Origin of the sequence: Actinopolymorpha alba DSM 45243 (assembly GCF_000373925.1) — a bacterium.
GTDB lineage: Bacteria > Actinomycetota > Actinomycetes > Propionibacteriales > Actinopolymorphaceae > Actinopolymorpha > Actinopolymorpha alba.
The window spans coordinates 65,441-90,376 of record NZ_KB892746.1 but is presented as its reverse complement, the minus strand read 5'-3'; the positions used below and the strand labels follow the sequence as shown (position 1 = coordinate 90,376).

Genomic DNA, 24,936 nt, shown 5'->3' with positions numbered 1-24,936 from the left:
CAAGGTTCAAGGACGGGCCAACCTGGCCATTCGGGAGCGGACGAGAGTCCCGAGGATTCCTCACCGGAGTTCGGCGCAAGCGTGCTATCGGCCGGCGCAGTACCTCTCGACAAGGGCCTGCCCTCGTTCGCCGTCTGTGAACTGGCCGACCGCCCAGAGGCACGGCGTACCCGGAATCGTGGTCACGTCAGTGAAGCTGGCGCCGATGCCACCGGGATCGGCCGTGGGTGATGCCGTCCAGGACTTCCCATCCCAGTGGGCGGCCAGCGTACGATTGGACTGGCCGCCTACGGCCCACACATCGTTGGGCCCAGCGGCCACCACGTCAGCGAAGGCGGCGTCACCGTTGAACCGTGGCGTGGCGACGTTCGACCATGCGACGCCGTTCCACTGCTGTGCCAGCGGCTGAACCTGCGTGCGCCGCTGTTGCCACCCGACCGCCCACACATCCTCGGAGCCGGCGGCGGCCACGCTGGTGAGAACCGCACCATCACGCGCGGTGGGACTCGAAACGGCCGTCCAGGCGGTGCCGTCCCAGTGCTCTGTCAACGTACGCATCACGGAGTCGCCGCTGTCGTAGTCGCCGACCGCCCACACGTCCCCCGCGGAAGCTGCCGCGACATCCAGGAGGTAGCTGCCGAGTCCGGTCGTGCCGGGGTTGGGGCTCGCGACGATCGACCAGCGGATGCCGTCCCAGTGCTGGACGACTGTCTGACCCGTGAGTGGCCAGGCCGTCGCGCTCCCGACCGCCCAGGCGTTCTTCGGCGTCAGCACCGTGACGCCCATCAGCATGGTGTCCAGTGAGGTGACGTTCGGGCTCGGGACCACCCGCCAGCGGACGCCGTTCCAGTGCAGGAGAAAGGTCCGGTGCTTCCCGTCCGGACCGACGTCATAACCCGCGGCCCACGCATCAGAAGAAGACGACCCGGAAACGGCGAACAGCCAGTTCTGTGTGCGGCTACGGTTGGGGCTGGGAATCCGCGTCCACTGCGATCCGTCCCAGTGCAGGGTGAGGGTGCGGACGCTTCCTTGCTCGCTGACGTACCCCACCGCCCATGCGTCAGACGCGCCGAACGCGACGACGCCTGTCAGGTCAGTCGGTCCAGTCAGCGCCGGAAGGGGAACCACCTCCCACCGGGCGGTCACACTTCCCTGCGCGACCGAGGGCGCCGCTCCACCCACCAGGACTGTCATGGTGGCAAGCACGCTGGCCATCAGCGCTCCGACACATCGCACCAACGCTCGACTCCTCGACATTGGGCCACCTCCCCGAAAAGGTATGAGTCTCAAGAAAAATGCCTGAGAGGTCGACGGGGTTGCCATTGCGGAACGAAAGTAGGAGATCCCGTAATGAGGGGCGCGGATATCCGAGCTGCCGGTCAGTGTCCGCTGGCATAGCGGGCAGCTAGCTCGGCGCCGATCCGCGCCAGTTCGACCTGGACGGATCGGGGTTCGACTACCTCGATCATCGCGCCCCAGCCGGCGAGGTGCCGAGCGATGTCCAACGGAGTCGGCGCGGCGAGGCGTACCCTGGCCCGCCCGTCGTCGAGCTCGCCGTCGGTGTGGCAGTGCTGCCCGAACTGGTCTCGGAGCACCGGCACGAATCCGGGCTCAAGGAGCACGGTCGCCCAGGTGCGTGACCGCCGCTGCTCCACCTCGCCGACGACCTCCTGCCACGCGCTGGCGAGCGTGAAGTCGTCCGGGCGTTCGGCGGGCTGGTCGGTCGGCTCGGCCTCGATGATCCGGTCAACTCGGAAGGTTCGCTGCCCTCGTTCGGTCCCGGCGAGGAGATACCAGACGTCATCCTTGTCGACCAGCCCCCACGGGTCGACCAACCGTTCGGTCCGCTCCCGGGCGCTGTTGGTGTAGGTGAGGCGGACCTTCTGCCGGCGGACCACAGCCGCCTGCAGCAGGTCGACCAGCTCGGGCCGGCGGCGATCACGCTCGCCCCAGCGGGTGGGGTCGATCATGGTCGCGCTGGCGGCGGCCTCGGCATCGGCCCGGAAAGTCTGCGGCAGCGCCCGTACGAGTTTGCGCATCGCCGCCTTGGCCTCACCCGAAACAGCCGCGGCCGGGCCGACGAGCAGAAACAGCGCCTGCGCCTCGGTTGCTGACAGCCCGCTGAGGTCGGTGCGGGCGCCACCCACGAGCGACCAGCCGCCACGGCGACCGGGCTGCGGGTAGATCGGGATGCCGGCAGCGGACAGCGCCTCCAGGTCGCGGCGAGCGGTGGCAACAGACACCTCGAGCTCGTCTGCCAGCTCGGCGGCGGTCACCCGGCCGCGGGCCTGCATGAGCAGGAGGGCAGCGACGAGGCGGTCAGCACGCATGTCCCCAACTTCTCCAACAAAGTGCTCAGTTGATGAGCACTTTAGACGGGAAGCTGGTTCCTGTCACTGACCGAAGGAAGGAACCACCATGTTGCGAGGATTCACCACCATCACCTACTTCGCCGACGACGTCGCGGCCGCGAAGGACTGGTACACCAAGGTGGTGGGCATCGAGGCGTACTTCGTACGGCCCATCGAGGGTCCGCCCGCGTACGTAGAGTTCCGCGTCGGCGACTACCAGCACGAGCTCGGCATCCTGGACGGCGGGTTCGCTCCACACGATCGGTCGGAGCAGCCTGGCGGCGTGGTGACCTACTGGCACGTGGACGACATCCAGGCCAGCGTCGATCGGCTGCTCTCCCTCGGAGCCACCCTGCACGAGAAGCCGATCGAGCGCGGACCCGGATTCGTCACCGCATCGGTGGTCGATCCCTTCGGGAACATCCTCGGCCTGATGTACAACCAGCACTACCTGGACATCCTCGCGTCAAAGTCGAGGGGTTAGGGCGTGGCGGCTTTGCGGGCTCGATAGGCGGCCACCGCCGCCCGGTTTCCGCATCCGCTCTCGCAGAACCGTTTCGACCTGTTCTTCGACAGGTCCACCAGCACGTTGTCGCAGTCGGGGTAGTCGCAGATCCGCAGCCGGCTCAGCTCCGTGGTGCGTACAACGTCGACGAACGCCATCGCCGCTTCGACCGACATCCGCGTGGCAAGCGGCGCATGGGGCGGGGTGGCGTGCAGGTGGTAATCCCACTCATCATGCTTGACCAACTGCGGGAGGGCAGCCGCCTCGCGCAGGAGCTCGTTGACGATCTCGACGACCCGGTCCTCCTCGGCGGTCCACACCTCCCTCAGACGCGGCCGCAGCGCGCGTACCTCACGAAGCTCCTTCGCGGTGCGCTGGCGCTGACCGCTCCAACCCCAGGTACGTACGAACTCGTCGAGCGCGGCGAGGTCGGGCAGGCGCTCGTCCTCGCCGTCGACGGTGTTGACCAAGGCCGCGGCAGCGGCCAGGGCCACCTCGGTGTCATGAGCAAAAATCATCTTGACCCCTGTCACCCGGCACCCGTACAGTCATCAGCGTACCGTCTCTTTGCTCATGACAACATCGTGGCGACCTCGCCCTCGGAGGACCAATGCACACGCGACGGGCCGCTGGTGTCGGGCTGGGCCTGGCGTTACTGTCCGCGGCGACGTTCGGCACGTCCGGCTCCTTCGCGCGATCGTTGACCGAAGCAGGTTGGTCGCCCGGCGCCGCGGTGACGGTCCGGATCAGCCTCGCCGCCTTGCTGCTGGCCGTACCCACCGTGCTGGCCCTGCGCGGCAGATGGCGAGCGCTGCGGAGCAATCTCGGCCTGGTCGCGGGCTACGGCCTGCTCGCGATCGTCGGCGCCCAGCTGTGCTTCTTCATGGCCATCCAGTACCTCTCGGTCGGCGTCGCGCTGCTGCTGGAATACCTCGGCATCGTGCTGATCGTTGCCTGGCTGTGGATCTGGCAGGGCCACCGACCGCGACGACTCACCCTCGCCGGCTCGGCGATCGCCCTGCTGGGGCTGGCGTTTGTCCTCGACATCCTGAGTGGCAGTCGCCTCCATCCCATCGGCGTGCTGTGGGGCTTCGGCTCCGCGGTGGGACTGGCCACCTACTTCGTACTCTCGTCCAAGAGTGACAACGACCTGCCGCCCGTCGCCGTCGCCGGCACCGGAATGGGCATCGGCGCTGTGGCGCTGCTCGTCCTGGGTGGTGTGGGCATCCTGCCGATGCAGGTGAGCCTCGTACCGGTCAGCTTCGCCGGCCATAGCGTTCACTGGCTGGTCCCGGTCATCGGCCTGTCACTTGTCGCTGCTGTGATCGCCTACGTCACCGGGATCGAGGCCGCCCGGATGCTCGGAGCAAAGCTGGCGTCCTTCCTCGGCCTGACCGAGGTGGTGTTCGCGGTGCTCATCGCCTGGGCCCTGCTGGGCGAACTCCCTACCCCCGTTCAGTTCCTGGGCGGGATGCTGATCGTCGCCGGTGTCGCGTTGGTACGTATCGACGAACTCCGATCGCCACTCCAACAAGGGGCAAGCTCAACCGACGACGGCACGCCGGAGATGCCGATGCGTTCATCTGCCGGTGCCCTCTGACACGACCGCTCACCCGAGCCTGCCTCGCGAGGTCATGGGCATCCCATTCGCTGGTGCTGGAAGAGAGCGACAAGTTGGCGCTGTCCAGTGGAAAGTGCGCTGCCGTGTTCTCCGACCTGGCCAGGCGTTGGCGTTGGACGGTGAGGTCTTGCTCGTCGGTGGAGCAGCACCTCTGACTGAGAAAGTCACCGTGCACTCACGGACGCAGCAGTTGCCGCACCCGTGCTGCCTCTCGAGTGAGGTGGTCGCGCTCCGGCACGCTGGTAGCGGCGCGGGAGGCCTCGGCATACAGCTCGGCGGCGTGCTCGAGGTCGCCGGCGCGTTCGTGCAGGTATGCCGTCACCGCGGCGTAACGGGGCAGGTCGGGGTTCACGTCAGCCAGCGCCGCCAGACCGGCCTGCGGTCCGTCGGCCTCCCCGACCGCTACCGCGCGGTTGAGCCGCACCACCGGGCTGCCGGTGAGGAGCAGCAGTTCGTCGTACCACTCCACGATCTGCACCCAGTCCGTCTCGGAGGCGCTCCGGGCGTCCGCGTGCAGGGCGGCGATCGCGGCCTGCGCCTGGTATTCGCCCAGCCGATCGCGGGCCAGCGCGGTCTGCAGAATCGTCACCCCCTCGGTGATCAGGCCGGTGTCCCAGCGCGATCGGTCCTGCTCACCAAGCGGCACCAGGCGACCTCCCGAGCCAGTGCGAGACGCGCGCCGCGCATGGTGCAGCAGCATGAGCGCGAGCAGCCCCGCGACCTCGGGCTCGTCGGTCAAAGCGACGAGCTGGCGGGTGAGGCGAATCGCCTCGGCCGCCAGGTCGACGTTTCCGCCGTACCCCTCGTTGAAGACGAGGTAGAGCACGCGCAGCACCGTCCCGAGATCGCCGGGCTGGTCGAGGGGCAGCCCTGCGATCCGCCGCTTGGCCCGGCTGATCCGCTGCGCCATGGTCGCCTCGGGGACGAGGTACGCCGACGCGATCTGCCTGGTGGTAAGGCCACCGACCGCGCGCAGCGTCAGGGCGACAGCCGAGGTCGGCGGCAGGGTCGGGTGCGCACACAGGAAGTACAGCCGAAGAGTGTCGTCCGTGGCGGGCGCCGGGCCGGCGGGAGGCTCGGCCTCCACGGCGAGTTCCCGGCCCCGCCGCGACGCCTCGGCACGGGCGGCGTCGAGGAACTTGCGCCATGCGACCGCGACGAGCCACGCCTTCGGGTCGCGCGGTGGATCGTCCGGCCAGGTGTCCAGCGCCCGGATCAGCGCCTCCTGCACGGCATCCTCGGCCGACGCGAAGTCGGCTCCGCGCCGGACGAGGACACCGATCACCGAGGGCACGAGCTCCCGCAGCAGCGACTCGTTCACTCGGTGACCGTGGGCGGCTCGGTGAGAAACGGTCGAACCTCGAGCCACTCATGGATCGGCTTGCCGTCGGGTCCGGGTGCGGCGGAAAGCTCCGCAGCCAGCTGGAGCGCACGGTCCCAGGACTCCACGTCGATGACCATCCAACCGGCGATGAGGTCCTTGGTCTCGGCGAACGGACCGTCGGTCACCGGTGGGCGCCCCTCGCCGTCGTACCTCACGAACGTGCCCTCGGGCGCCAGTGCTTGTTCGTCGACGAACTCACCCGTCTCCTCCAGGCGGGCTGCGAAGTCGCGCATGAACTGCACGTGCGCGTCGACCTCCTCCGGCGTCCACTGGTCCATCGACCCGTAGTCGACGGCGGGGGCCGGGCCACCTCGGTAGTGCTTCAGGAGCAGGTACTTCATGGTGGTTCTCCTTGATCGTCGCGCGGCCCGTCGTGGCCACTCGTGTCCCTGGGCCGGAGCCAGCGCCACATTCTCGACACCCGACACGACAACTATCCAAGACACCCGACAACGTCCCCAACAGGCTCCCGCTCAGCACCACCTGACCAGCCCAGCGTCCGCAAGAGATCCGTCCGTAAGGGATCTTTTCCGTCCCATTCGTGTCAATTTTCCCGGTGCGGGCGAGATCGAGGTGGTATCCATGTCGAGCGAGAATCGTCCGTACGGGCTTGGAGGCCCCTCCCACTCTCCCCGCCGGCCTACCGCTACCCAAACCCACTTCGCCGGAGGAAGGGTGTCTCTTTCGCGCAGGCGGGATCGACGTACCTAGCAGGAGGTCGGGTTCGACACCGGGCACAGGTCGCTCGGGACCCGGCCGGATAGGCGGCAGACATGACCACAAACACCAAGGCAGCCACTCGGGGCCGTGGCCTGCACATCACGCTGTGGGTCGGGCAAGTGCTCCTGGCATCGCAGTTCGCGATGGCCGGGATCTTCAAACTCAGCGGTGACCCGACGATGGTGGCGATGTTCGATGACATCGGTGCCGGCCAGTGGCTGCGGTACGTGGTCGGGGCACTTGAGGTCGCGGGCGCACTCGGACTCCTGATCCCGCGCCTGTACGGACTCGCAGCCCTCGGACTGGCGGCGCTGATGGTCGGGGCGACGGTCACCAACGTCTTCGTACTCGACGCGTCGCCGTGGCTGGCGCTCGGCTTCCTGGTCCTGGCGGCACTGATCGCCTGGGGCCGCTGGCCGGACACCCGTGCCCTCATGGGAGCACGATGACCCGCGAACAGCAGGGCGGCGGCCACGTCGACCCAGATCGCGGAGTAGGAGAGTCACAGCGTCGCTGCGGCTCTCGGCCGGCAGCGGACTCGTTGGGTGCTGCGCACAGATCAGCAGAATCGCTGAGCCGCAGTACGCTCCGGAAATGAGTGAGCTGACCGACGGTGTGATCGTCCTGCGACCGTGGCACACCGACGATGCCGAGTGGTACGCCACGCAGTCCAATGATGTGGAGATTCAGCGGAACACTGCTGAACCTGCCCACCTGACGGCCGCTCCCGTGGCTGAAGAGATCGCGCGCTACGCCGCTGATCCGCGCTATCCCGGCTGGGCAATCTGCGAGGCCGACTCAGGCGAACTGCTCGGGAACGCCGGCGTGGATCTTGCCCACGGCGAGGTGTCGTACTGGGTGGCCGCAGCCGCTCGGGGCCGAGGCATAGCTACCCGCGCGGTGCGACTTATGGCCGCATACGCCTTCGAGATAAGCGAGCTTGAGGAGCTCAGGCTTTGGGTGAAGCCCGGAAACGCCGGTAGCGCCAGGGTGGCCAGAAAGGCTGGGTTCACCAGGGCACCCGAACTCGACAATGACGTCGCGATCCGGGACGAGGTGTGGCGGGCTGAGTACTACCGCATGACGCGCGACGCAGCCCACATCTCCGCTGCTTCGCACCGCACGATCGTGGACGGCCGCTTGATCTTGCCGTAATGCGAGCGGGGATCGAGCGGCAGGAACTACGAGAAGTACGGCGCTCCGGCACCTCCGACATTGAAACGCATGGTCATAATCATTCGACTCCTGCCCATTGGTGGATCGACCGCATGGACGGGACACATGGCGTCTGGCGTGGGCCAGCCGCGCCCGCGCAGGATCACTAAATCGCCGGACACGACGGGCCACTCTCCAGAATGCGACCCGTCCTCCACCCGGAAGGTAGCCCGGCCCTCCAGCGTGAACACCGCTATCACCCCGCCTGCGCCAGGAGGGTCCCGATGGGCAGTGATATGACCCTTGCCCTCGGGGTATCGAGTCCAGGTCACCTCATTGAAGAACGGGATGGATGGAAACCCCATCGTTTCGGCGGACGACGAGAGCTGCGACACAAGCTTGGTCGCCACGTTCACTACGGCGTTGGAGCACTCCGCCATAGGGAGATAGGCGCCAAACCCGAACTGGCGAATGCCGCCTTCATCCTCCTGGAGGGGATGCCAACTCTCAGGATGCGATTGTTCCAGGTCATCGACCCACTCCCGCGTCAATGCTCCTTCGGCGTGGAACCAACCGGGACCAGTCAGCGAGGTAATCGCCGCCGCACCGTAGCGAATGATGCTATACATTGAAGGAGTCCTCAGTGATTGGGCCTATGAATGCGATGGAGTAGCCGTCAGGGTCAAGGACGTTGAACTGTCGCCCCCAAGGTTCGTTCTCGGGCGGTTTCTCTATTACGTACCCCGCCCGTTGAAGTTCAGCGTGCAGCGCATCCGCGTTGGTCACATCAAACAGCAGGTACGGGCCGGCACCCGGATTCGGGTTAGCGGGCGCGAGCTCGAAGACCAGTCTCGTGCCGGCGAGGGTGCAGTAGACGATTCCGTCGGAAGACTCAACGCTGTCGAAGGATGCCCCAATGAGCTCATAGAACTCACGGGACCGCTCCATATCGCTAACGCCAAGCCAAGTCCCTCGCAAGCGCGTAGCGACAGCAGACTTGAGGTCCAGCGACGACATCTCACGTCGCTCCGCTACGGACGAGGTGCCACGCGCCGGCGGCCTGGTAGATCGCTCGGCGGCGAGCGCCGTGGCGTAGTTCTCGCCGGTTTCGCGCATGCGCCGACGGACACGATGCTTGAAACGTCGGTCCCGCGTCATCCAGACACCTCCACCGCGCCGCAGCAACCCCCAGCGACCAACTACGGACGGCATGGCCGGACAACCAGGACCCGAGGGGTTGGTCCCCCTTCGCCTCACGATGGACTCGGCTGGGGCGACGTCCAGAGGCTGGGCGCTGGATCTGCGCCCGGGGATCAGTCTGGCGACCGCTGCCCAGCCCGTCAAGGCACAACGAATAGCCGGTCAGCGGCAGCACCCCGCGACATGCCTGCAGCAACGCGAAGCAACGTCATGCGGCAAAGACCTAGCTGCGGCGCTGCCATCAGCGACGCCTCCTTGGCGGCGCCGGCATATGGTCGTAGTTGTGCGCCGCCCGGGACAACGCAACCGTCGCCAGCGCCCGGTCGTCCGCTCGGGATGGCCGAAATCAGCCGCGTGGCCCACGCCTTATGTACATGTGGGCTTCTTGACCTTCGCACGTCGGCCCGCTATCAACATATATGCTTTCTTCACGGCAGGCATCCTCCGCCGGCGCCGGCACTCAAAGCGTGCGGGCGAGCCGAAGGCGGAGGCGTTGGGGTCATGAGACCTTGCACGGCTACCTCTTCGCCGCGCCGGTGATCCTAGGCCTGCTGATCTTCACGGCGTACCCCATCATCTTCACGTTCTATCTGAGCTTCACCGAGTACAAGATCGTGGATGTCCCCCGCTTCGTCGGGTTGCGCAACTACGTCGCGATGTTCTCCGACGAACTCTTCCTGAAGTCGCTGTCGGCGACGATCTACTACAGCGTTCTGGCGATTCCCTTGACGCTCGCCACGGGGTTCATGGTCGCCATCCTGATGAACCAGAAGGTTCGCGGGATCGCGGTGTACCGGACTATCTGGTATCTCCCCACACTCGTACCAGCTGCTGCCGCCGCCGCGCTCTGGCGATGGATCCTCAACCGCGATTTCGGTCTGCTGAACAACCTGCTCGGATCACTCGGACTGCCCACGCCGGGATGGTTGATCGAGCCCGGACTCACTATCCCCGCCCTCGTGCTGGTCGGGCTGTGGATGGGCCTTGGCGGAACGATGCTGGTCTTCCTCGCCGGACTGCAGGGCCTGCCCCAGCAGTTGTACGAAGCAGCCGAGATCGACGGCGCCGGCACGTTCGGTCAGTTCAGGCATATCACCGTCCCGATGATGTCGCCGATCATCTTCTACAACCTCGTCCTCGGCATCATCGGGTCGTTCCAGGTCTTCACCATCGTCTACCTGATCTACACGCCCACTGGCACGGGAAGCGCAGGGCCGGAGGACTCTGGCCTGATGTACATGGTGTTCCTCTACCGCAATGCCTTCCAGTACTTCAATGTCGGGTACGCGGCGGCCCTGTCATGGCTGCTGTTCCTGGTGATCGTCGGGCTCACAGCCGTGATGTTCCGCCTGCAGCGCCGATGGGTCTACTACGAAACCGAGCGCGGGAGGTAGTTCAGGTGGCCACGACGACCGCACAGCAAGGCGGACCCTTGGCGGCCGACATGGGTCAGGGGCCCCGGACGTCGCGTCGGCGACCATCCAGTCGGATCCGCACGGTGCTGGCGTATGTGCTCCTGACCGGCGGTGGCCTGGTGATGCTGCTGCCGTTCGCATGGTTAGTAAGCAGCTCGCTCAAAGGCCCGGAGAACATCTTTACCGTCCCTCCGGAGTGGATCCCGGAGCCGATGCGGTGGAGAAACTTTACTGATGTACTGTCTGCGCTCCCGTTCCTACGGTATCTGGAGAACACGCTCGTCATCACCTTTGTCGCGGCCACCGGCCAGGTGGTGACGTCCGTGCTCTGTGCGTTCGCGTTCTCGCGATTACGCTGGCCCGGCCGTGACGTGTTGTTCGCCATCGTGCTCGCCACACTCATGGTCCCGTACACCGTGACGTTGATACCGACATTCATCCTCTTCAAATCGCTGAACTGGCTGGACACCTTCCTCCCCCTGACCGTGCCCTACTGGTTCGGAGCGGGTAGTGCGTTCTTCATCTTTCTGCTCCGGCAGTTCTTCCGCACCTTACCGATGGAGCTTGACGAGGCGGCTCGGATTGACGGTGCCGGGCCGTGGGTTATCCTCACCCAGATCATCCTTCCGCTGTCACGGCCAGCTATCGCGGTCGTGTCAGTATTTGCGTTCCTCTCGCACTGGAACGACTTCTTCGGACCGTTGGTCTATCTCACGAGTGAAAGCAAATGGACCCTCGCGCTGGGAATCTCGGCACTGCAGGGTCTGCAGTGGGGTCGTGACATGACCCATCTCGTCATGGCCGTCTCCGTCATCATGGTCGCACCGGTTGTGGTGCTGTTCTTCCTGGCGCAGAAGACGTTCATCCGCGGAATCGTACTCACAGGTCTCAAGGCGTAGCGCTCACTCCTTGGGTTTCGAGAAAGGCATCATTGTGGATGCTCAAGTACGTAGTAGGCGCGAGTTTCTTGCACGCACGGGATCGCTCGGCGTCGCACTCCTTGCGGGCGGTTTCGCATCGGGGTGCAGCGGCTTTACCGGGGGTACTGGTGGGAACGGTGACGGTTCCGCCAACGGCAAATCTACGGGCGTGGACTTCTTCGCGCGAGGCGACCAGGCAATCTGGAAGGTCTTCCGTCAACTCCGTACCGAGTTCGTCAAGCGCAACCCCGACACCAAGGTGAACATCGAGCAGGTTCCCGGCGACTTTTACCAGAAGTTCCAGCTGAAACTGGCGAGCGGCACACCGCCGGACAGCCTGTTCGAGTGTTCCTGCACGATCACCTCGTCGATACGCGCAGGCGCGGTGGAGCCACTCGACAACCTGATCAAGAACGACAAGCGATTCAAAAAGGACGATTTCCTTCCGACTGCGTGGGACACCTCTGAATACGAAGGCAAGACCTACGGCCTGCCTTACGACGGCGGGTCCATGGCCATCTACTGCAATCTTGACTTGTTCGAGAGAGCAGGGCTCGAGCCGCCGGATCCGAAGCAGCCGATGACCTGGGACCAGGTGCTCGACTTCGGTCGCCAGCTCACCCTCGACCGAAACGGCAAGCATCCTGGCGAAGCGGGGTTCGACCCCAAACGAATCAAGCAGTACGGGTTCGATCCCAGCGCCGGGGGCGTACCGTGGCCGTGGGTTTGGGCGAACGAAGGCGAAGTAATCACCAAGGATCGCAAGGTTCCGCTGGACGAGCCGGAGGCGGTCGAAGGTCTGCAGTTCGTGGCTGACCTGGGGGCCAAGCACTCGATTGCGCCGAGCCCCGCGTATCAGCAATCCGGCCAGATCTCCTTCCTGACGGGCAATGTCGCAATGGCCTACGACGGTGTCTGGTCGTCGGTCCGGTACCGGGGAGCGAAATTCGACTGGGACGTCGTACCGTTCCCAATTGGACGCAAGAAGGTGTCGACGGGATGGTATTCACCGCTCTCCATCACGGCCAAGGCGAGCGACGAGGACAAGGAAGCCGCCTGGAAGTGGATCTCGTTCTGTACGTCCGCCGACGGCCAGAAGATCGTCTCTTCGCTCGGTCAGAGCGTGCCGTCGCTGCGCACATTGGCAGAAGGTGCCGTCTTCCTCGACCCGAAGACCAAGCCCGTAAGCAAGCAAGTGTTCCTCGATGAGCTCAACCCCGAATACCTCCGGACGCCTGGTGACCTGACTGGCAAACACTACGGCGGGTACGTCGTCGAGTGGGGGAACGTCTTCACGCCGGCCTGGGATAGCGTGCTGAATGGCAAGCGCACCGCCGCTGTGGCAATGAAGGAGGTGCGGCCGAAGCTCGAGCGCCTGCTCGCCACCGGCAAGACGTCGTAACGTCTCGAGTCGGACCCAGCATCGCTAGATCTCACGGAGATCGCAGGCGAGCACTGGGTGTGCCCCCGGCAGATCTCTCCGAGCTACCACGACGAACTCGTGGCCGCCTGCCGCTAGTACGTGCCGCGTTGAAGAAGCAGACTCAACCCGGGCCGCGGGTTGCCCTACGGACTTTCGTGGTCCGGCTTCGCGAGCCGGGTCAGTGCGGCTACAACCAGGTCCTGCACGCCGGTATCCAGGGTGGGTTGGAGGACCGGTGCGAAGCGGGCGCTGTGATTGACCGGGATGTCCTGGGCGACTGTGCCGCGTTGCTGAGCGGCCCGATAGGTATCGGGATCGATGCCGCCTAGGGCCCAATAGGTGTACGGACTGCCAAAGGCATCGGGGATCCGGCTGAAGTCCTCGCTGGCACTCTGCAGCTTGCTGGTTCCCGCCCGATCCCCGAAAGTAGCGACGAAGGCGGCGGAGACCTCGCGGGTCACCGCTTCGTCGTTGACGGTCAGCGGGAAGTGGTCGCCTTCGTCGAAACGCGGCTCGCGGATCGCTCCGGAGGCGTCGCACTCGGCTGCGACGATGCGCCGCACGGCGGCTAGGACGGCCCGACGGGTTTCCTCGTCGTAGGTGCGCACGTTGACCAGCAGATCGGCCGACTCCGGGATCACATTGGCGCTTGTGCCCGTCTGGATGGCGCCCACCGTGAGGACTGCGGGCTGGGTGGCGGCCAGCTCACGGGAGATGATCGTCTGGAGACGGACGACAATCATCGAAGCCATGACCACGGGGTCGATGGCGTCCTGCGGTGCGGAGCCGTGGGCGCCCCTACCGTAGACAGTGATCTTCACATTGTCCGCTGCTGAGAGGAAGGAACCAGCGCGCGTGCCCACCTGCCCGGCGGGATAGGGCAGCACGTGCTGGGCGAACGCGACGTCCGGGCGGGGAACGTGGTCAGTGAGCCCGTCGGCGAGCATCCGGTCGGCGCCGTCCCCGGGCTCCTCTGCGGGCTGGAACAAGGCGACGAGCGTGCCCTGCCAGGACTTGCGGGTGGCCGCCATCAGCCGGGCAGCCCCCAGCAGACAGGTGACGTGCATGTCATGACCGCAGGCGTGCGCCACGGGCACCTGTCGACCGGAGGCATCCGTAGCGGTGACCGTACTGGTGTATGGCAGACCGGTGTCCTCGCGGACAGGCAGGGCATCCATGTCAGCACGCAGCAGCACTGTCGGCCCGTCACCGTTGGCCAGTACGCCGACCACGCCGGTGCCGCCGACGCCCTCGTGCACCAGGTAGTTCCAGCTCTTCAGGCGCTCCGTCACCCGAGCCGCGGTCCGGTGCTCCTGGTGACTCAACTCGGGGTGGGCATGCAGGTCCTTGTAGAAGTCCTCCAGATCGGACCGGATACCGCCAAGCCCGGCCACGACAGCATCCGCGGAATCCCTGAGAGTCATGGCTGTGGACTCCTCCTCTCCACGGGCGATCGGATTGCGCGTCCATGTCAGGGACGCCGACGACGCGAGGCCCGCAGCCGCCAGTCGCGGCTGCCCGGCAGCCTCCAGCCCCGGTTGATCGCGGCCAGCCGCAGCAAGATGCCGATCACCACACCGGCGACGATGCCGACGGTGGGTACGCCGAGCTCGCTGCAGACCACCATCACCACGCTGACCACGACCGCAACGGTTGCGTACAAGGGCGTGCCGCCGAAGATGTCAGGAGTGCGTCCCAGCATCAGATCCCGGACGGCACCACCGCCGACCGCCGTAATCGTGCCCAGCAGCACCGCCGGCAGCCAGCCCAGACCGACAGAGAGGGTCTTCTGCGCCCCAGCCACCGCCCAGACGCTGAGCGCCGAGGCATCGAGCAGGTTGAAGGCCCAGCTAGAGGTGTGGCGGCTCAGGTCGGCCACGAAAGCCAGCAGGACTCCGCCGGTGGCGACGGCGAGATAGGCGTAGTCGGTCAGCGCCACGGGGGTGCCGTGCTGCAACAGGGTGTCACGGATGATCCCGCCGCCCACGCCGGAGACGATGCCGATGACCAGGAAGCCGAACAGGTCCAGATCCCGGTCCCGCGCCATCACCCCGCCGAGCATGGCGTTGACAAAGACCCCGCTCAAGTCCAGAACCCGAGTCACCTCGGTCACGTTCCCCGGCGACAACCAGCCGGCCACGGAACAGCACCTCCCTTCCCTTCTTCCACCATCGAACCAGCCAGAGCGGCAGCCTGCCGAGGAGGCCACGTGGGCTCGCCGACACGGGGAGACGGATGGAACGTCGGGCACATTTGTCACAAAACGCTGACCTGCGGAAACGTACCCGCCGCAGTCCCGCGTCCCGAGGGTTTCTGTACACGCCCAGACCGCCCCGAACCCGCCGCCGGAGGACCTGCACGGCGGGCCCGCCACGCTGGATACCCCCACCACAACCGAGACACTCGGAGTTTCTGTCATTTGTGTCCAATATGTCCAAGGCCCGGGGCCGCCAATCGGAAGCCCGCCCCCCTCATGCCGGCGGGGGCCGAGACGGCACTGATCCGGAGGGCCGGCTGTCGACGGGCCTAGGCTAGACGGCCGCGCTGCCCCATCTCTTGTGCTGGGCCCGGAACTCCTCCAACTCACGGTCGAGTTCGTTCACCGTCTCCGGGAACCGCTGCGAGACATCGATCTGTTCCGTGCTGTCTTCAACGACATCGAAGAGGGCGCGTTCGACGACGTAGGGAGGGGTCATTCCTTTGCGAACATGATGAACGCGCTTGAATCGACCGCGGCGCGCCGCCCATTGCCCGTCATATGTCCAGAAGACAGTGCGGTCGTCCGTGTCGGTGTGAGGGCTCGGCTCTCGCAACCCTGCGAGGAGCGGGCAGCCGTCGATGTCGGCAAGGTCCGTTGGCGAGCCGTCCACGGCTTCGAGGATCGTCGGGAGCAGGTCCATCATCAGGCCAGCGCCAGAGTAGTCGACTCCCGACGGCAGTTGGGCCGGCCACGATACGATCGCGGGTACTCGAATTCCCCCTTCGAACACCGATCCTTTCGTTCCCCGGAGCCCGCCGGTGGAGCCGCCGTCATACGAGATCTCCTCGCCGTCGAGCCAGTTTCGACTCTCCGCGGAGGGACCGTTGTCAGAGGAGAAGAAGATGAGCGTGTTCTCGCGTAGCCCGCGCTCGTCGAGTGTGTCGATGATCAGCCCTATCGCATCGTCCATCGCCGCAACCATCGCCGCCATGGTCCTGCGGCCTTCAGGAAGATGCGCGAATCGACTCATGTACTCGGAGGGTGCGTGCAGCGGATAGTGGGGCGCATTGAACGGCACGTAGCAGAAGAATGGTCGACCGTCATCTCGAGCGATGAACCGGGACGCACGCTCGCCGATCACAGTCGTGAGGTAATCGCCGTTGAGCCACACCTCTTCGTCGCCGTCCCAAAGGTCATGCACAGGATTGTGCGCCCCCCAGTAGTAGATATGGGAGTAGTAGTCAACGCAGCCCGCACGAAATCCGAAGCTCTCGTCAAACCCGTAGTTCAATGGACTGAACTCTTGGGCCACCCCGAGATGCCACTTGCCGAAGATACCCGTTCGATAACCGCGGCGACCAAGTTGTGTGGCCAGAGTCTCCTGCCGAGGGAGGCCCCGCGTGCGGCGGGCGCCTCCCAGGATCGTCTCGACGCCCGCGTGAGCGGGATACCTCCCTGTCAGGAGCGAAGCCCGCGAGGGCGAGCAGACCGGCGAGTTTGAGTACCACTGTGGCAGTCGGACGCCGGAGGCGCACAGGCGATCGAGCGCCGGGGTCTTCAGATCGGCGGCCCCGAAGCATCCGACGTCCCCCCAACCGAGATCATCGGCATAGATGACAACGACGTTGGGACTCGTTGTTTCCGGCACGTTCCCTCCTCGAAGAGTGTCAACGATTACCATTCTTGCGGCAGCGAACCAAGTGATGCCGACGGTTCCACTGGCGTGCCAGGAGCCCGGGAGTCCCCGAACTCGATCGCTGTCTCGCTCCAGCACCTCCAGCCACTCCTGAACGTAGGCGGTGTCGCCGGGGGCAGTCATCAGGCCGTCTGGGTGGGTGACGAAGCGGTCGAAGGTCCCACCTGGGCCGCTCACTTTCGGGCTTCACGTCCCACAACTCAAGCGTCACACCGGGCTTGAGATCTCCTTCAGCCTTTGCGGACGATCAGCCGCTGTGATTCGCTGGTCTCGCAATGCTGCAACTAACACGAGCGAGGTTGTCGAATGCAAGCCATTCCTGAAGGACTGCTGTCGGCGGTTAGTGAACGATATCGTGTAGCGCCCGGAGCACCGAAGCGCTGAGCGGAGGGTCTGCCTCCAAGGTCTGGCGGCTGGACTCGGTTCCACCAGTCGTAGTGCGAGTCTCGCAGTACTACCAGCTGAAGGACTTGCAGCGGTCGTGCAAGGTCGCCAACGAGTTGTCCCACATGATCCCGGAGGCGATTCAGCCGCTCGTCGGATCAGACGGTGAATCAGCCTTCCTCTGGGGTGGCCACCCGGTCACTGTCTGGCCCTTCGTGGATGGCGCGCCATTGAACCGCCAGGACCTCGAACAGCTACGACAAGCGGCTCGCTTCCTGGGACGGCTGCACAAGGCTGCGCTGGCCTGCCCGGGTCTTGGTGATGGCCAGTCCCCAGTTCGCGACGACTTTGACGCGGTGCGGCTTCTCCCAGACGGTGAGCTGGATGAGTGGCTGCGGTCCTGGCATGACAGCGATGCCGCCAGAGAGCAGGTCGGGTGGATGCACAGGGACTTCTTTCCAGGCAACATCCTCTGCCGGCAAGGGATGATCGTCGGCTTGGTTGATTGGGACGAAGTTGAATGGGGGCCGCTGATCACCGAACTGGCCATATCGGTCTGGGAATTCGGGAAGTCGCCAACTGGCGACACCCTCCTGCTGGATCCTGCGATGGAGTTCCTGACTGCGTACCGGCAAGCGGGTGGCCCCGTTCAGCCGTCTGATTCCTTGATCCCGCTCATACGAGCGCGCCTTCGGCATGGTGTCGCCTTCTGGAGCCGGCTCCAAGCCGACGGCCACGAGGTCGACCACATTGACATCCAGGCACTGGCCTCAGCATTCGCGTCCCTTCGTCGCGTCCGGTTGCCCCTGTGAGCCGATCCGCGCGCGGAGCCCGTTGGGGCCAACGGGTAGGTGTTTGCGACAGCTGCCCGAGATGCAGGAAATGTTTGCGACGCTGCGGGCTGCTTTGCGAAACGGCGCTGTTGTCGTCAGGTCGGCGTACAGCGTGCCCTTGGCAACACGGGCAGCCATCTGCGCCGCTCGTCGGACAGTGGACGCCACGCCAGGCCCACCAGTAATCGACCGCACGATACGAACCACGGACGCCAGGTACGTTCCACTCCCCGGTTTCCGCATCACCGGTGCCCCGACCCACCGGGTCAGTCGCCCTTCGTGCCGTCCAGGAGTTCGCGCAAAATGTCCAGGTGGCCGTTGTGCCGCGCGTTCTCCTCGACGAGATGATGCAGGATCCAGCGAAGGTTGATCCCCCGACCATCGCGCAGCTTCGCCACGGCAGGCATGTCCAGGTCCCACCCGGCGATCAGCGCGTCGTGGTCGCGCGCCAGCGCCTCGTAGTCGGCCACGACCTCAGACAGCGGCAACCCAAGCCGGTAACGGAACTCGCGGTCCGGGTCCTCCTCGGTCCACGGGCCCTCGTCCTCACCACCCAGCAGCCGCACCTGGATCCAGGAGTACTCCACCCAGCGCAGATGACTGATCACTCCTGAGACCGTCATCAACGGTGAGCTCGGCAGCACCGCTCTGCGAGCGTCCTCGTCGCTGATGCCCTCACACTTCATGATGGCCGTCTTGCGCGTGTAGTCGAGCATGGTCAGCAGCGTCGTCCGCTCGTCGAAGCTGCTCGGGACGTCCGTCCGCTCTGTCGTCATGCCCGCGATCCTGCCTGCCCTTGGTGGACATCCGTTGATCGGGGGTCAGAGCCGCCGCGCACCGGGACGGCCGTCCTCGACGATGAACGAGGCGAACGTCGACACCGGAGCGTCAGCGCGACTCACGCTGGAGACCATGCGCAGGTCGGTCCGCCACTCCTTCTTGTCGACACTGCACCGCACGTAGCCACGACGGTCACCGTCGAAGAACGTGATGTGCGGGTTGTACTTGATCATCGGCCCGTAGTAGGGGCCGTACACCTCATCGTCCCCGTTGGTGGTGATGGACGTGCCGACGAACTCCGTGGCGACCACCGGCGAGCCCGGGTCGTCGAAGTCGCGCTTGATGTCGTTGACGAACGTCGAGTGCCAGTCACCGGTCACGATCACCGGGTTGCGGACCCGCCCGGACACGAACGTGTCGGTGATGCGCTTGCGGGCGGCGGGGAAACCGTCCCACGCGTCGTGCCAGAGGATGTCGCCGCTCGGGCCGTCGTGGTCGAGGCGGGCCATCATGACGCTGTTGGCGAGGACGTTCCACCGCGCGTCGGACTCACGCAACCCGTCCAGCAGCCACTTCTCCTGCGTGGTGCCCAGGACGGTCACCTTCGGGTCGTAGGCCGCGGGGCAGGCCGCCGCCTCACCCCAGCCGCACGGCGGCGCGTCGCGGTACTGGCGGGTGTCGAGCACGTCGAACTGCGCGAGCCGACCCCACTGACTGCGGCCGTAGAGCCGCAGCGACCCGTCCGGCCGGGGCAGCGAGCGGCGGCGTACCGGCTGGTGCTCGTACCACGCCTGGTACGCGGCCGCCCGCGCGGCGGTGATCGTGTCGTCGTAGGCGCCGGCGTAGTCGTTCTGGTACTCGTGGTCGTCCCAGGTCACCAGCCACGGAAAACGGGCGTGGGTGCGCTGCAGGTCCGGGTCGCTTTTGTACAGCGCGTACTGCATCCGCCACCGGTCGAGGTTCTGCGGGCCCTCCTGCAGCACCTCCGGGAGGGGCGTGTGCCGGTTACCACCGTCGGCGGGCAGGCCGTACTCGTAGACGTAGTCGCCGAGGTGGACGACGAGATCGAGATCCTCCTCGGCCATGTGCCGGTAGGCGGAGTAGAAGCCGTGGGACCAGTCCTGGCAGGAGGCGAACGCGAAGTTCAACGAGTTGGCGACGTTGTCGTGCTCGGGTGTGGTGACAGTCCGGCCGACCTCGGAGAGGTCACCGCGGTAACGGAACCGGTAGTAGTAGTGCCGGCCGGGCTCCAGGCCACTGATCTCGACGTGCACGGAGTAGGCAAGATCGGGCAGCGCCTGCGCGGTCCCCGAACGGACGAGGCGCCGCATTCCCTCGTCGCTTGCCACCTGCCAGTCGACGGGCACCGGGCGTCCGGGCATGCCGCCGTGCGGCGCGAAGGGGTCCGGAGCGAGCCGGGTCCACAGCACCACGCCGTCAGGAGTGGGGTCACCAGATGCCACGCCGAGCGTGAAAGGGTACGCGCCACCACGTGGGCGAGGTGCGGCCAGCGCGGTTCCAGCCGCGGGCACCTGGCTGAGCGCGGCGAGGCCGGCGACACCTCCGACGGCGCTGAGGAAGCGGCGGCGCTTCATCGCGGCGAGAGCGCTCGAGTCGGTCGGCGAAGTCATGCGGAGAAGGCTAGAGCCGGTCGGGACTTTTCTCCAGCAATGAAAGACGACGGCCAGGTGACGGCTCGGTGTCGTACCGGAACGTTGACGAGTTCGCACCCGCCGCATCAGGAAGGCCGCAGCGTAAGACGCCCTCAGCCGAAGTGGGGTGTTCTTCAGTCGGCATCCAGACCAGACGGCGACGAACCGCAAAAGGCAACCACCACAGCTTTACGCTGCTGCCGTTGGCAGTGCAGATCCACCACGCAGCGACCGCCGGGTTCCGCACCGGGCGCCTTATCAACGACCGCACGAAAGGCCTCCTTTCCGCCTCGGAATGCGTCATTGGGGAACGCATAGGGCGCAGCCCACCTCCCCCGTGGTCGTCGCCCCAGATCTCGACAGGTATTGGCAATTCCTCGTTGCCGTATTCTGCTTGAGTCTCTCGCAGTTGGTGAATCTTCGACGCCGGCTGGCCCAGCGCAGCTGCTTTCAGTTGCGGACGTAGGAACGTACCGCCTCCACCGCGTACCGGTCAGGTACTGGACTGGATCGCGCGCAACGCCGCGCCTGTCTCAGATCTCGAAGACCTGGTGATGGTTCGCCGGGTGCTCGACGCGCTTACCAGCCGGCTGGATGGCACCGCAGCCGCCGGTTCCTGCCAAAGCCGTTCGCCACCCGCCGAATGATCTCTCCACCGAGCGGAAGGTATGGGTGGCCTAGAGCGACCTCGGCGTACCTGGTCTGATGGCGCGCGGTTGGTCAGCTTGGGAAACGTACATCCACCGGCATCAGGGGCTGGTTCACCCCGACGTCGGCGGCCGCGAGTGTCCTGGCGTGACCTGTCGATACCTGGGCGCATGGCCCGTGGATGGCACGGCTCCGGCTGCCGCGAGTCGCCGACCCACTTCCAAAGAGGCAGGCAACTCGATCGCGACCACCTCGTCCGAGCTCCGGAAGTCGTCGACCAGGTGCTCGCCGTCGTAACGGACGTAGCCTGAGAGTCAGGCCGGGTGTAGCAGGGGTCTACAGGGCCCACGCACGGGAGAGGCAGGCGGCGATGAGCCAATGAGTGCCGATCCACGCGAGTGCCAAGGGCCGCCACACTGTGCTGAGCTTCGACGGCCGAGTTCTGACCATCCGGTCCACGAGCCTGCGCGAACGCGGTGCGACGAACCCGGGGCGGGTACCCGGTGTCGGGTAGGCGGGTCAGTGCGATCCAGCGTCAGGCCCGCACGCGTGGTTCAATCGGGCTCCGTCACGTGAGACCACTCGATCCGAAACCGGGTTGACAGCGGACGGGTCCGACCGTTCGGATGGGCCCTCGTGAGTCCCCGCAAGATCCACGCCGACCAGGCCGACATCGACACGCCGCTCGTCCGCGAGCTGGTGGCCGCGCAGTTCCCGCAGTGGGCCGCGTTGCCGCTGGAGCCGGTCGACTCCGGTGGACTGTGCAACGCGATCTACCGCCTCGGTTCCGACCTGTCCGTACGGCTGTCGCTCTGGCCCGCGGGCACCGACGTAGTCCAACGGGAGCAGGCGAAACTCGCGGCACTCGCGCCGTTCCTGCCTGTGACCATCCCTTCTGTCGAGGCGATCGGCTCACCCACCGACGCGTTCCCGGGCGAGTGGTCCGTCCACCGCTGGCTCGCCGGTACGCACCCCTCCCCCGACGCGCTGGTTGATCCGCGTGGGCTGGCGACGGACCTCGCGGCGTTCGTCGACGCGTTCCGGCGGATCGACCTGCCGGACCGGCCGCCGGCGTATCCGGGCGAGCGCCGGACGCGCGCTCCGATGGTCTCGATGGACTCCTCGACGCGGAAGGCGATCGGCGAGCTGGACGGCCTGATCGACACTCGCGCAGCACTGGCGTCGTGGGAGGAGTCGCTCGCGGCGCCGTACGACGGGCGCGAGGTGTGGGTGCACTCGGACCTGACGCCGAGCAACCTGCTCGTGTCGGCGGAGGGCCGGCTGACCGCGGTGCTCGACTTCGAGACGTGCGGTGTCGGCGATCCGGCGTGCGACCTGTTCCCCGTGTGGTACCTGCTGCCCGCGAACGTCCGCGACGAGTTCCGTGCGGCGCTGGACGTGGACGACGCGACGTGGCTCCGCGGCCGCGGGCGCGTGCTGTCCCAGGCGCTGATCGTGTTGCCGTACTACAAGGACGCCAACCCGGCGACGGCGAACTACGCGCGGCACGTCATCCGCGAGGTGCTCGCAGCTCCTCGATGAGGTCTCCGAGCTGGCGCGCGGCGTCGGTGGGGTCGGCATCGGGTCGCATCCAGCGCTGTTGCGCGGTGGGGAATCTGCCGCGGTACAAGGAGGCGTAGGCGAGCACGTAGTCCCTCGCGTTCTGCTCGGGGGTGACGTTCTCGCCGACGAGCTGGCAGGCCTGGTACGACAGGTCGATCCGGTCCGCGAGCCACTCGGGAACGTCTTCGAGGTCGACCGTTCACGTGTGGGCGGCGTCGAGGATGCAGTCGGACAGGGCACGGCCGTCGTGCCGTTCGGCGCGTGCCTCGAACAGGGTCCAGGCGCGGCCGAACGAGCCGGTCCGTTCGCCCCACCGTTCGGTCGCGACCTCCGCGAGCGCGCAGTTCACTAGTGATCATCTAGGCGCAGGGACGCGTGAGCTATGACCTCCCAGATCGTGCCCGAACGGTTGCGAACACAGATGAATGAGACGGGAACTGAGACTGAGGCTTCCCGTGATGGCTCGCTCCTACTCGTGATGAGGGTGCGGGCGCCCCGACCCCTTAGCCTCGATACACGTCACAGCCGCACCATCTGCAGCGTCCACACGAGGTCTCCGAGGTCACAGTGAAGAACATCTATGTCGTCACACATCCGGAGGCAACCCACCACGTAGACGGACTCGTCGGCGGGTGGTTCGACTCCGATCTGACCGAGCGAGGGATGCGACAGGCTGATTCGATCGCCGAAGCACTGTCTGAGCGCCTCAGCGACGCCGAGGTCGAGACGATCACATCCGACCTGCGCCGCGCGCAACGGACCGCAGAGGTCATCGTCAAGCGGATCGGCGGCGGCGTGAAGTTGGATCCAGACCTGCGGGAGAAGTCGTACGGCGAGGCGGGTGGCCGACCCAAGGCTTGGCTCGAAGAACGCCGCATCCCAATTCCGGAGTTCGGCGAGCGGCTACGGCACGACGAAGGTGTAGACGGTGCAGAGACACGGATGGACCTTGCCGTAAGGGCGTATGCGGCGATGGATCGGATCCAACACTCCTCGATGGAGAATCACGTAGTTGTGACACACGGAGGTACCGTCACCCTCCTCCTAGCAGCCTGGATTGGTATGCCCTTGGAGGCATCGGGCCGTGTCCAATTCCGCGTTTCCTCAGGTGGAATCACGCACTTGCGCAAGGACGACCGAAACTACAGCCACCAGATCGCCCAATTGAACGAGACCCGCCACCTGAACTAAGTCCGGCGGCGCATGGCCCGCGCTTGGCACTGACTAGCGCGCCTTCTGGGATCGAGGGGAGGTCAGCAGCACAAGCAGAAGGGGTTACCGGCGGGGTCAAGCATGACCCGGACATGCTCCTGCGGCTGGTGTTCCGCGAGACTCGCGCCTGCCTGGAGTGCCCACGCGACCGCCTCGTCCAGGTCATCTACGCCTATGTCGAGGTGCATCGTCGCGTTCTGACCGCCGGGCATGCTTGGCCAGACAGGCCGCTCGTGGTCCTGGTCAGACTCGATGTTGATGCCGAGCAGCGTCCGCCCCGTCTCGCCCTCGGGCGGGTGGAGCTGGACCCAACCGCCCTTCGGCCCTTCATCGACGATCCGCCAGCCAAGGAGTCGCTCATAAAACCTGGCCAGCTCCGGGGCGTGCGGAGCCGGTGGTGCTGTGATCGTGACGGCCCCAATCTGCATCCGCGGTCGTGTCATGCGGAGACCGTACCTACCGGTCAATCCCCACTTCAACCTTGATCTCGTACAGGTCCGTGGGAGCGGGTGAGGGGAATCGAACCCCCACTCAGCTTGGGAAATGTACGCCTACGGCGTCCTAGAGGGCGATCTCCGGCGCGGACGTGAGGCTGGAGCGGCCTGGAGTGCCCTTCGTCGTCCTCGGCTAATGGCCCGTTCATGGCCTGCCGGACCCTCGGGTTATCGTCTCGCCATGGTCGGCAACCCGCAAACCCGATTGGTGATCCTCCGTGGCAACTCCGCCTCGGGCAAGTCGACAATCGCGAAACGTCTGCGGGAGCGCCTCGGGCGTGGTGTCGCCTGGGTCGAGCAGGACTACCTGCGCCGTACGGTGCTCCGGGAGCACGACCGGCCTGGCCTTCCGAACATCGGACTGATCGACATGACTGCTCGGTACGCCCTCGACGCCGGCTACCACGTGATCGCCGACGGTATCTTCGGTGCGGAACGGTACGGTGAGATGCTCCGGCGACTCACAGATGATCACGCGGGCGTGACCAAGCACTACTACTTCGACATCCAGTTGGAGGAGACGCAGCGTCGGCACCAGACCAAATCGCTGGTCACCGTCAGCCCGGAGAAACTGCGCGAGTGGTATCACCGTCGCGATCTGCTCGGCTTCGTCGACGAGTCGATCATCACCGCCGACGAGAGCGAAGAACAGATCGTGACACGACTGGTGAGCGAGGTCGGATTCGGTGATCCACCCGTGCGGGCCAGGTTCGAGCCGGCTGTCCATCTCGAGTAGTGGTGTCTGAGCTGTTGGCGGCGTCGGCGGGAGAGCCTGGCCGG

Annotated in this window: 25 protein-coding genes; 11 read left to right on the top strand and 14 right to left on the bottom strand. The window is 65.9% G+C overall.

Annotated features, from left to right (window positions below; all coding sequences use genetic code 11):
• Window positions 1-84: 84 nt before the first annotated feature.
• Window positions 85-1,257, bottom strand: coding sequence for a hypothetical protein (locus tag B141_RS0111880; RefSeq protein WP_157180960.1), 1,173 nt, complete (start codon window positions 1,255-1,257; stop codon window positions 85-87).
• Window positions 1,258-1,379: 122 nt separating this feature from the next.
• On the bottom strand, window positions 1,380-2,330 hold the full coding sequence (locus tag B141_RS0111875) for a helix-turn-helix transcriptional regulator (RefSeq protein WP_020575385.1): 951 nt from the start codon (window positions 2,328-2,330) through the stop codon (window positions 1,380-1,382).
• Between the two features lie 88 nt (window positions 2,331-2,418).
• On the opposite strand from B141_RS0111875, the gene B141_RS0111870 reads away from it, so the two are divergent.
• Window positions 2,419-2,835 (top strand): VOC family protein, encoded by a 417-nt coding sequence (locus B141_RS0111870; protein ID WP_020575384.1) that lies wholly within the window; start codon window positions 2,419-2,421, stop codon window positions 2,833-2,835.
• Here the strand turns inward: B141_RS0111870 and B141_RS0111865 are convergent.
• Complete coding sequence (locus B141_RS0111865) at window positions 2,832-3,374, bottom strand: CGNR zinc finger domain-containing protein (protein WP_040421070.1); 543 nt, start codon at window positions 3,372-3,374, stop codon at window positions 2,832-2,834. The genes B141_RS0111870 and B141_RS0111865 overlap by 4 nt on opposite strands.
• A gap of 92 nt (window positions 3,375-3,466) precedes the next feature.
• On the opposite strand from B141_RS0111865, the gene B141_RS0111860 reads away from it, so the two are divergent.
• On the top strand, window positions 3,467-4,456 hold the full coding sequence (locus B141_RS0111860; RefSeq protein ID WP_020575382.1) for an EamA family transporter: 990 nt from the start codon (window positions 3,467-3,469) through the stop codon (window positions 4,454-4,456).
• 196 nt (window positions 4,457-4,652) lie between these two features.
• On the opposite strand, the gene B141_RS0111855 is transcribed toward B141_RS0111860, so the two are convergent.
• Both B141_RS0111855 and B141_RS0111850 read right to left on the bottom strand, forming a co-directional pair.
• Window positions 4,653-5,798, bottom strand: coding sequence for an RNA polymerase sigma factor (locus tag B141_RS0111855; protein ID WP_020575381.1), 1,146 nt, complete (start codon window positions 5,796-5,798; stop codon window positions 4,653-4,655).
• Entirely contained in the window at window positions 5,795-6,202 is a 408-nt protein-coding gene (locus B141_RS0111850; protein ID WP_020575380.1) for a YciI family protein, read from the bottom strand. Before B141_RS0111850 ends, B141_RS0111855 begins: the two co-directional genes overlap by 4 nt.
• A gap of 432 nt (window positions 6,203-6,634) precedes the next feature.
• Between B141_RS0111850 and B141_RS0111845 the strand changes: the two genes are divergently transcribed.
• Both B141_RS0111845 and B141_RS45515 read left to right on the top strand, forming a co-directional pair.
• A complete protein-coding gene (locus B141_RS0111845; protein WP_020575379.1) occupies window positions 6,635-7,030 on the top strand; it encodes a DoxX family protein in 396 nt (131 codons plus the stop codon).
• A 145-nt stretch (window positions 7,031-7,175) separates the two neighbouring features.
• A complete protein-coding gene (locus B141_RS45515) occupies window positions 7,176-7,736 on the top strand; it encodes a GNAT family N-acetyltransferase (RefSeq protein ID WP_020575378.1) in 561 nt (186 codons plus the stop codon).
• A 26-nt stretch (window positions 7,737-7,762) separates the two neighbouring features.
• On the opposite strand, the gene B141_RS0111835 is transcribed toward B141_RS45515, so the two are convergent.
• Both B141_RS0111835 and B141_RS40185 read right to left on the bottom strand, forming a co-directional pair.
• The gene (locus B141_RS0111835; RefSeq protein ID WP_020575377.1) at window positions 7,763-8,365 is read right to left on the bottom strand and encodes a hypothetical protein; all 603 of its coding nucleotides are present in this window, start codon (window positions 8,363-8,365) and stop codon (window positions 7,763-7,765) included.
• Entirely contained in the window at window positions 8,358-8,852 is a 495-nt protein-coding gene (locus B141_RS40185) for a VOC family protein (RefSeq protein WP_020575376.1), read from the bottom strand. The genes B141_RS0111835 and B141_RS40185 overlap by 8 nt, the downstream gene beginning before the upstream one ends.
• 593 nt (window positions 8,853-9,445) lie before the next feature.
• On the opposite strand from B141_RS40185, the gene B141_RS0111825 reads away from it, so the two are divergent.
• The 3 genes from B141_RS0111825 (at window position 9,446) to B141_RS0111815 (ending at window position 12,673) form a co-directional block, all read left to right on the top strand.
• Window positions 9,446-10,330, top strand: a complete 885-nt coding sequence (locus B141_RS0111825) for a carbohydrate ABC transporter permease (RefSeq protein ID WP_020575375.1) — start codon at window positions 9,446-9,448, stop codon at window positions 10,328-10,330.
• Window positions 10,331-10,473: 143 nt separating this feature from the next.
• Entirely contained in the window at window positions 10,474-11,250 is a 777-nt protein-coding gene (locus B141_RS0111820; protein ID WP_202805743.1) for a carbohydrate ABC transporter permease, read from the top strand.
• 10 nt (window positions 11,251-11,260) lie between these two features.
• Window positions 11,261-12,673 carry an ABC transporter substrate-binding protein gene (locus tag B141_RS0111815; RefSeq protein ID WP_202805742.1) on the top strand — a complete coding sequence of 471 codons (1,413 nt, stop codon included), beginning with the start codon at window positions 11,261-11,263 and terminating at the stop codon, window positions 12,671-12,673.
• A gap of 164 nt (window positions 12,674-12,837) precedes the next feature.
• Here the strand turns inward: B141_RS0111815 and B141_RS0111810 are convergent, their stop codons facing one another.
• The 3 genes from B141_RS0111810 to B141_RS40180 all read right to left on the bottom strand — a co-directional run bounded on the left by B141_RS0111810 (window position 12,838) and on the right by B141_RS40180 (window position 16,767).
• Window positions 12,838-14,118, bottom strand: coding sequence for an amidohydrolase (locus tag B141_RS0111810; RefSeq protein ID WP_020575372.1), 1,281 nt, complete (start codon window positions 14,116-14,118; stop codon window positions 12,838-12,840).
• A 47-nt stretch (window positions 14,119-14,165) separates the two neighbouring features.
• Entirely contained in the window at window positions 14,166-14,834 is a 669-nt protein-coding gene (locus B141_RS0111805) for a trimeric intracellular cation channel family protein (protein ID WP_020575371.1), read from the bottom strand.
• Between the two features lie 391 nt (window positions 14,835-15,225).
• Window positions 15,226-16,767, bottom strand: coding sequence for a sulfatase-like hydrolase/transferase (locus B141_RS40180; RefSeq protein WP_020575370.1), 1,542 nt, complete (start codon window positions 16,765-16,767; stop codon window positions 15,226-15,228).
• 260 nt (window positions 16,768-17,027) lie between these two features.
• Here B141_RS40180 and B141_RS52775 point away from each other — a divergent pair, with 260 nt between their 5' ends.
• The gene (locus B141_RS52775; protein ID WP_020575369.1) at window positions 17,028-17,786 is read left to right on the top strand and encodes a phosphotransferase enzyme family protein; all 759 of its coding nucleotides are present in this window, start codon (window positions 17,028-17,030) and stop codon (window positions 17,784-17,786) included.
• A gap of 287 nt (window positions 17,787-18,073) precedes the next feature.
• Here B141_RS52775 and B141_RS0111790 read toward each other — a convergent pair whose 3' ends face one another.
• Together B141_RS0111790 and B141_RS0111785 are read right to left on the bottom strand one after the other, a co-directional pair.
• On the bottom strand, window positions 18,074-18,583 hold the full coding sequence (locus tag B141_RS0111790) for a DinB family protein (RefSeq protein ID WP_020575368.1): 510 nt from the start codon (window positions 18,581-18,583) through the stop codon (window positions 18,074-18,076).
• A gap of 45 nt (window positions 18,584-18,628) precedes the next feature.
• Window positions 18,629-20,218, bottom strand: a complete 1,590-nt coding sequence (locus tag B141_RS0111785) for an alkaline phosphatase D family protein (protein ID WP_020575367.1) — start codon at window positions 20,216-20,218, stop codon at window positions 18,629-18,631.
• A gap of 1,305 nt (window positions 20,219-21,523) precedes the next feature.
• Between B141_RS0111785 and B141_RS0111775 the strand changes: the two genes are divergently transcribed.
• Entirely contained in the window at window positions 21,524-22,429 is a 906-nt protein-coding gene (locus B141_RS0111775; protein ID WP_020575365.1) for an aminoglycoside phosphotransferase family protein, read from the top strand.
• 220 nt (window positions 22,430-22,649) lie between these two features.
• On the opposite strand, the gene B141_RS49205 is transcribed toward B141_RS0111775, so the two are convergent.
• Window positions 22,650-22,799 (bottom strand): hypothetical protein, encoded by a 150-nt coding sequence (locus B141_RS49205; protein WP_020575364.1) that lies wholly within the window; start codon window positions 22,797-22,799, stop codon window positions 22,650-22,652.
• A 218-nt stretch (window positions 22,800-23,017) separates the two neighbouring features.
• On the opposite strand from B141_RS49205, the gene B141_RS0111765 reads away from it, so the two are divergent.
• Window positions 23,018-23,641, top strand: coding sequence for a histidine phosphatase family protein (locus tag B141_RS0111765; RefSeq protein ID WP_020575363.1), 624 nt, complete (start codon window positions 23,018-23,020; stop codon window positions 23,639-23,641).
• A gap of 62 nt (window positions 23,642-23,703) precedes the next feature.
• Here the strand turns inward: B141_RS0111765 and B141_RS0111760 are convergent, their stop codons facing one another.
• A complete protein-coding gene (locus tag B141_RS0111760; RefSeq protein ID WP_026257136.1) occupies window positions 23,704-24,105 on the bottom strand; it encodes a VOC family protein in 402 nt (133 codons plus the stop codon).
• Between the two features lie 232 nt (window positions 24,106-24,337).
• Between B141_RS0111760 and B141_RS0111755 the strand changes: the two genes are divergently transcribed.
• The gene (locus B141_RS0111755; protein ID WP_020575361.1) at window positions 24,338-24,892 is read left to right on the top strand and encodes an AAA family ATPase; all 555 of its coding nucleotides are present in this window, start codon (window positions 24,338-24,340) and stop codon (window positions 24,890-24,892) included.
• Window positions 24,893-24,936: the final 44 nt, after the last annotated feature.

Excerpts from the sequence above, each read along its gene's own strand:
- B141_RS0111880 (WP_157180960.1), bottom strand. The coding sequence starts at position 1,257 with ATGTCGAGGAGTCGAGCGTTGGTGCGATGTGTCGGAGCGCTGATGGCC.
- B141_RS0111875 (WP_020575385.1), bottom strand. The coding sequence starts at position 2,330 with ATGCGTGCTGACCGCCTCGTCGCTGCCCTCCTGCTCATGCAGGCCCGC.
- B141_RS0111870 (WP_020575384.1), top strand. The coding sequence starts at position 2,419 with ATGTTGCGAGGATTCACCACCATCACCTACTTCGCCGACGACGTCGCG.
- B141_RS0111865 (WP_040421070.1), bottom strand. The coding sequence starts at position 3,374 with ATGATTTTTGCTCATGACACCGAGGTGGCCCTGGCCGCTGCCGCGGCC.
- B141_RS0111860 (WP_020575382.1), top strand. The coding sequence starts at position 3,467 with ATGCACACGCGACGGGCCGCTGGTGTCGGGCTGGGCCTGGCGTTACTG.
- B141_RS0111850 (WP_020575380.1), bottom strand. The coding sequence starts at position 6,202 with ATGAAGTACCTGCTCCTGAAGCACTACCGAGGTGGCCCGGCCCCCGCC.
- B141_RS0111845 (WP_020575379.1), top strand. The coding sequence starts at position 6,635 with ATGACCACAAACACCAAGGCAGCCACTCGGGGCCGTGGCCTGCACATC.
- B141_RS45515 (WP_020575378.1), top strand. The coding sequence starts at position 7,176 with ATGAGTGAGCTGACCGACGGTGTGATCGTCCTGCGACCGTGGCACACC.
- B141_RS0111835 (WP_020575377.1), bottom strand. The coding sequence starts at position 8,365 with ATGTATAGCATCATTCGCTACGGTGCGGCGGCGATTACCTCGCTGACT.
- B141_RS40185 (WP_020575376.1), bottom strand. The coding sequence starts at position 8,852 with ATGCGCGAAACCGGCGAGAACTACGCCACGGCGCTCGCCGCCGAGCGA.
- B141_RS0111820 (WP_202805743.1), top strand. The coding sequence starts at position 10,474 with ATGCTGCTGCCGTTCGCATGGTTAGTAAGCAGCTCGCTCAAAGGCCCG.
- B141_RS0111810 (WP_020575372.1), bottom strand. The coding sequence starts at position 14,118 with ATGACTCTCAGGGATTCCGCGGATGCTGTCGTGGCCGGGCTTGGCGGT.
- B141_RS0111790 (WP_020575368.1), bottom strand. The coding sequence starts at position 18,583 with ATGACGACAGAGCGGACGGACGTCCCGAGCAGCTTCGACGAGCGGACG.
- B141_RS0111785 (WP_020575367.1), bottom strand. The coding sequence starts at position 20,218 with ATGACTTCGCCGACCGACTCGAGCGCTCTCGCCGCGATGAAGCGCCGC.
- B141_RS0111760 (WP_026257136.1), bottom strand. The coding sequence starts at position 24,105 with ATGACACGACCGCGGATGCAGATTGGGGCCGTCACGATCACAGCACCA.
- B141_RS0111755 (WP_020575361.1), top strand. The coding sequence starts at position 24,338 with ATGGTCGGCAACCCGCAAACCCGATTGGTGATCCTCCGTGGCAACTCC.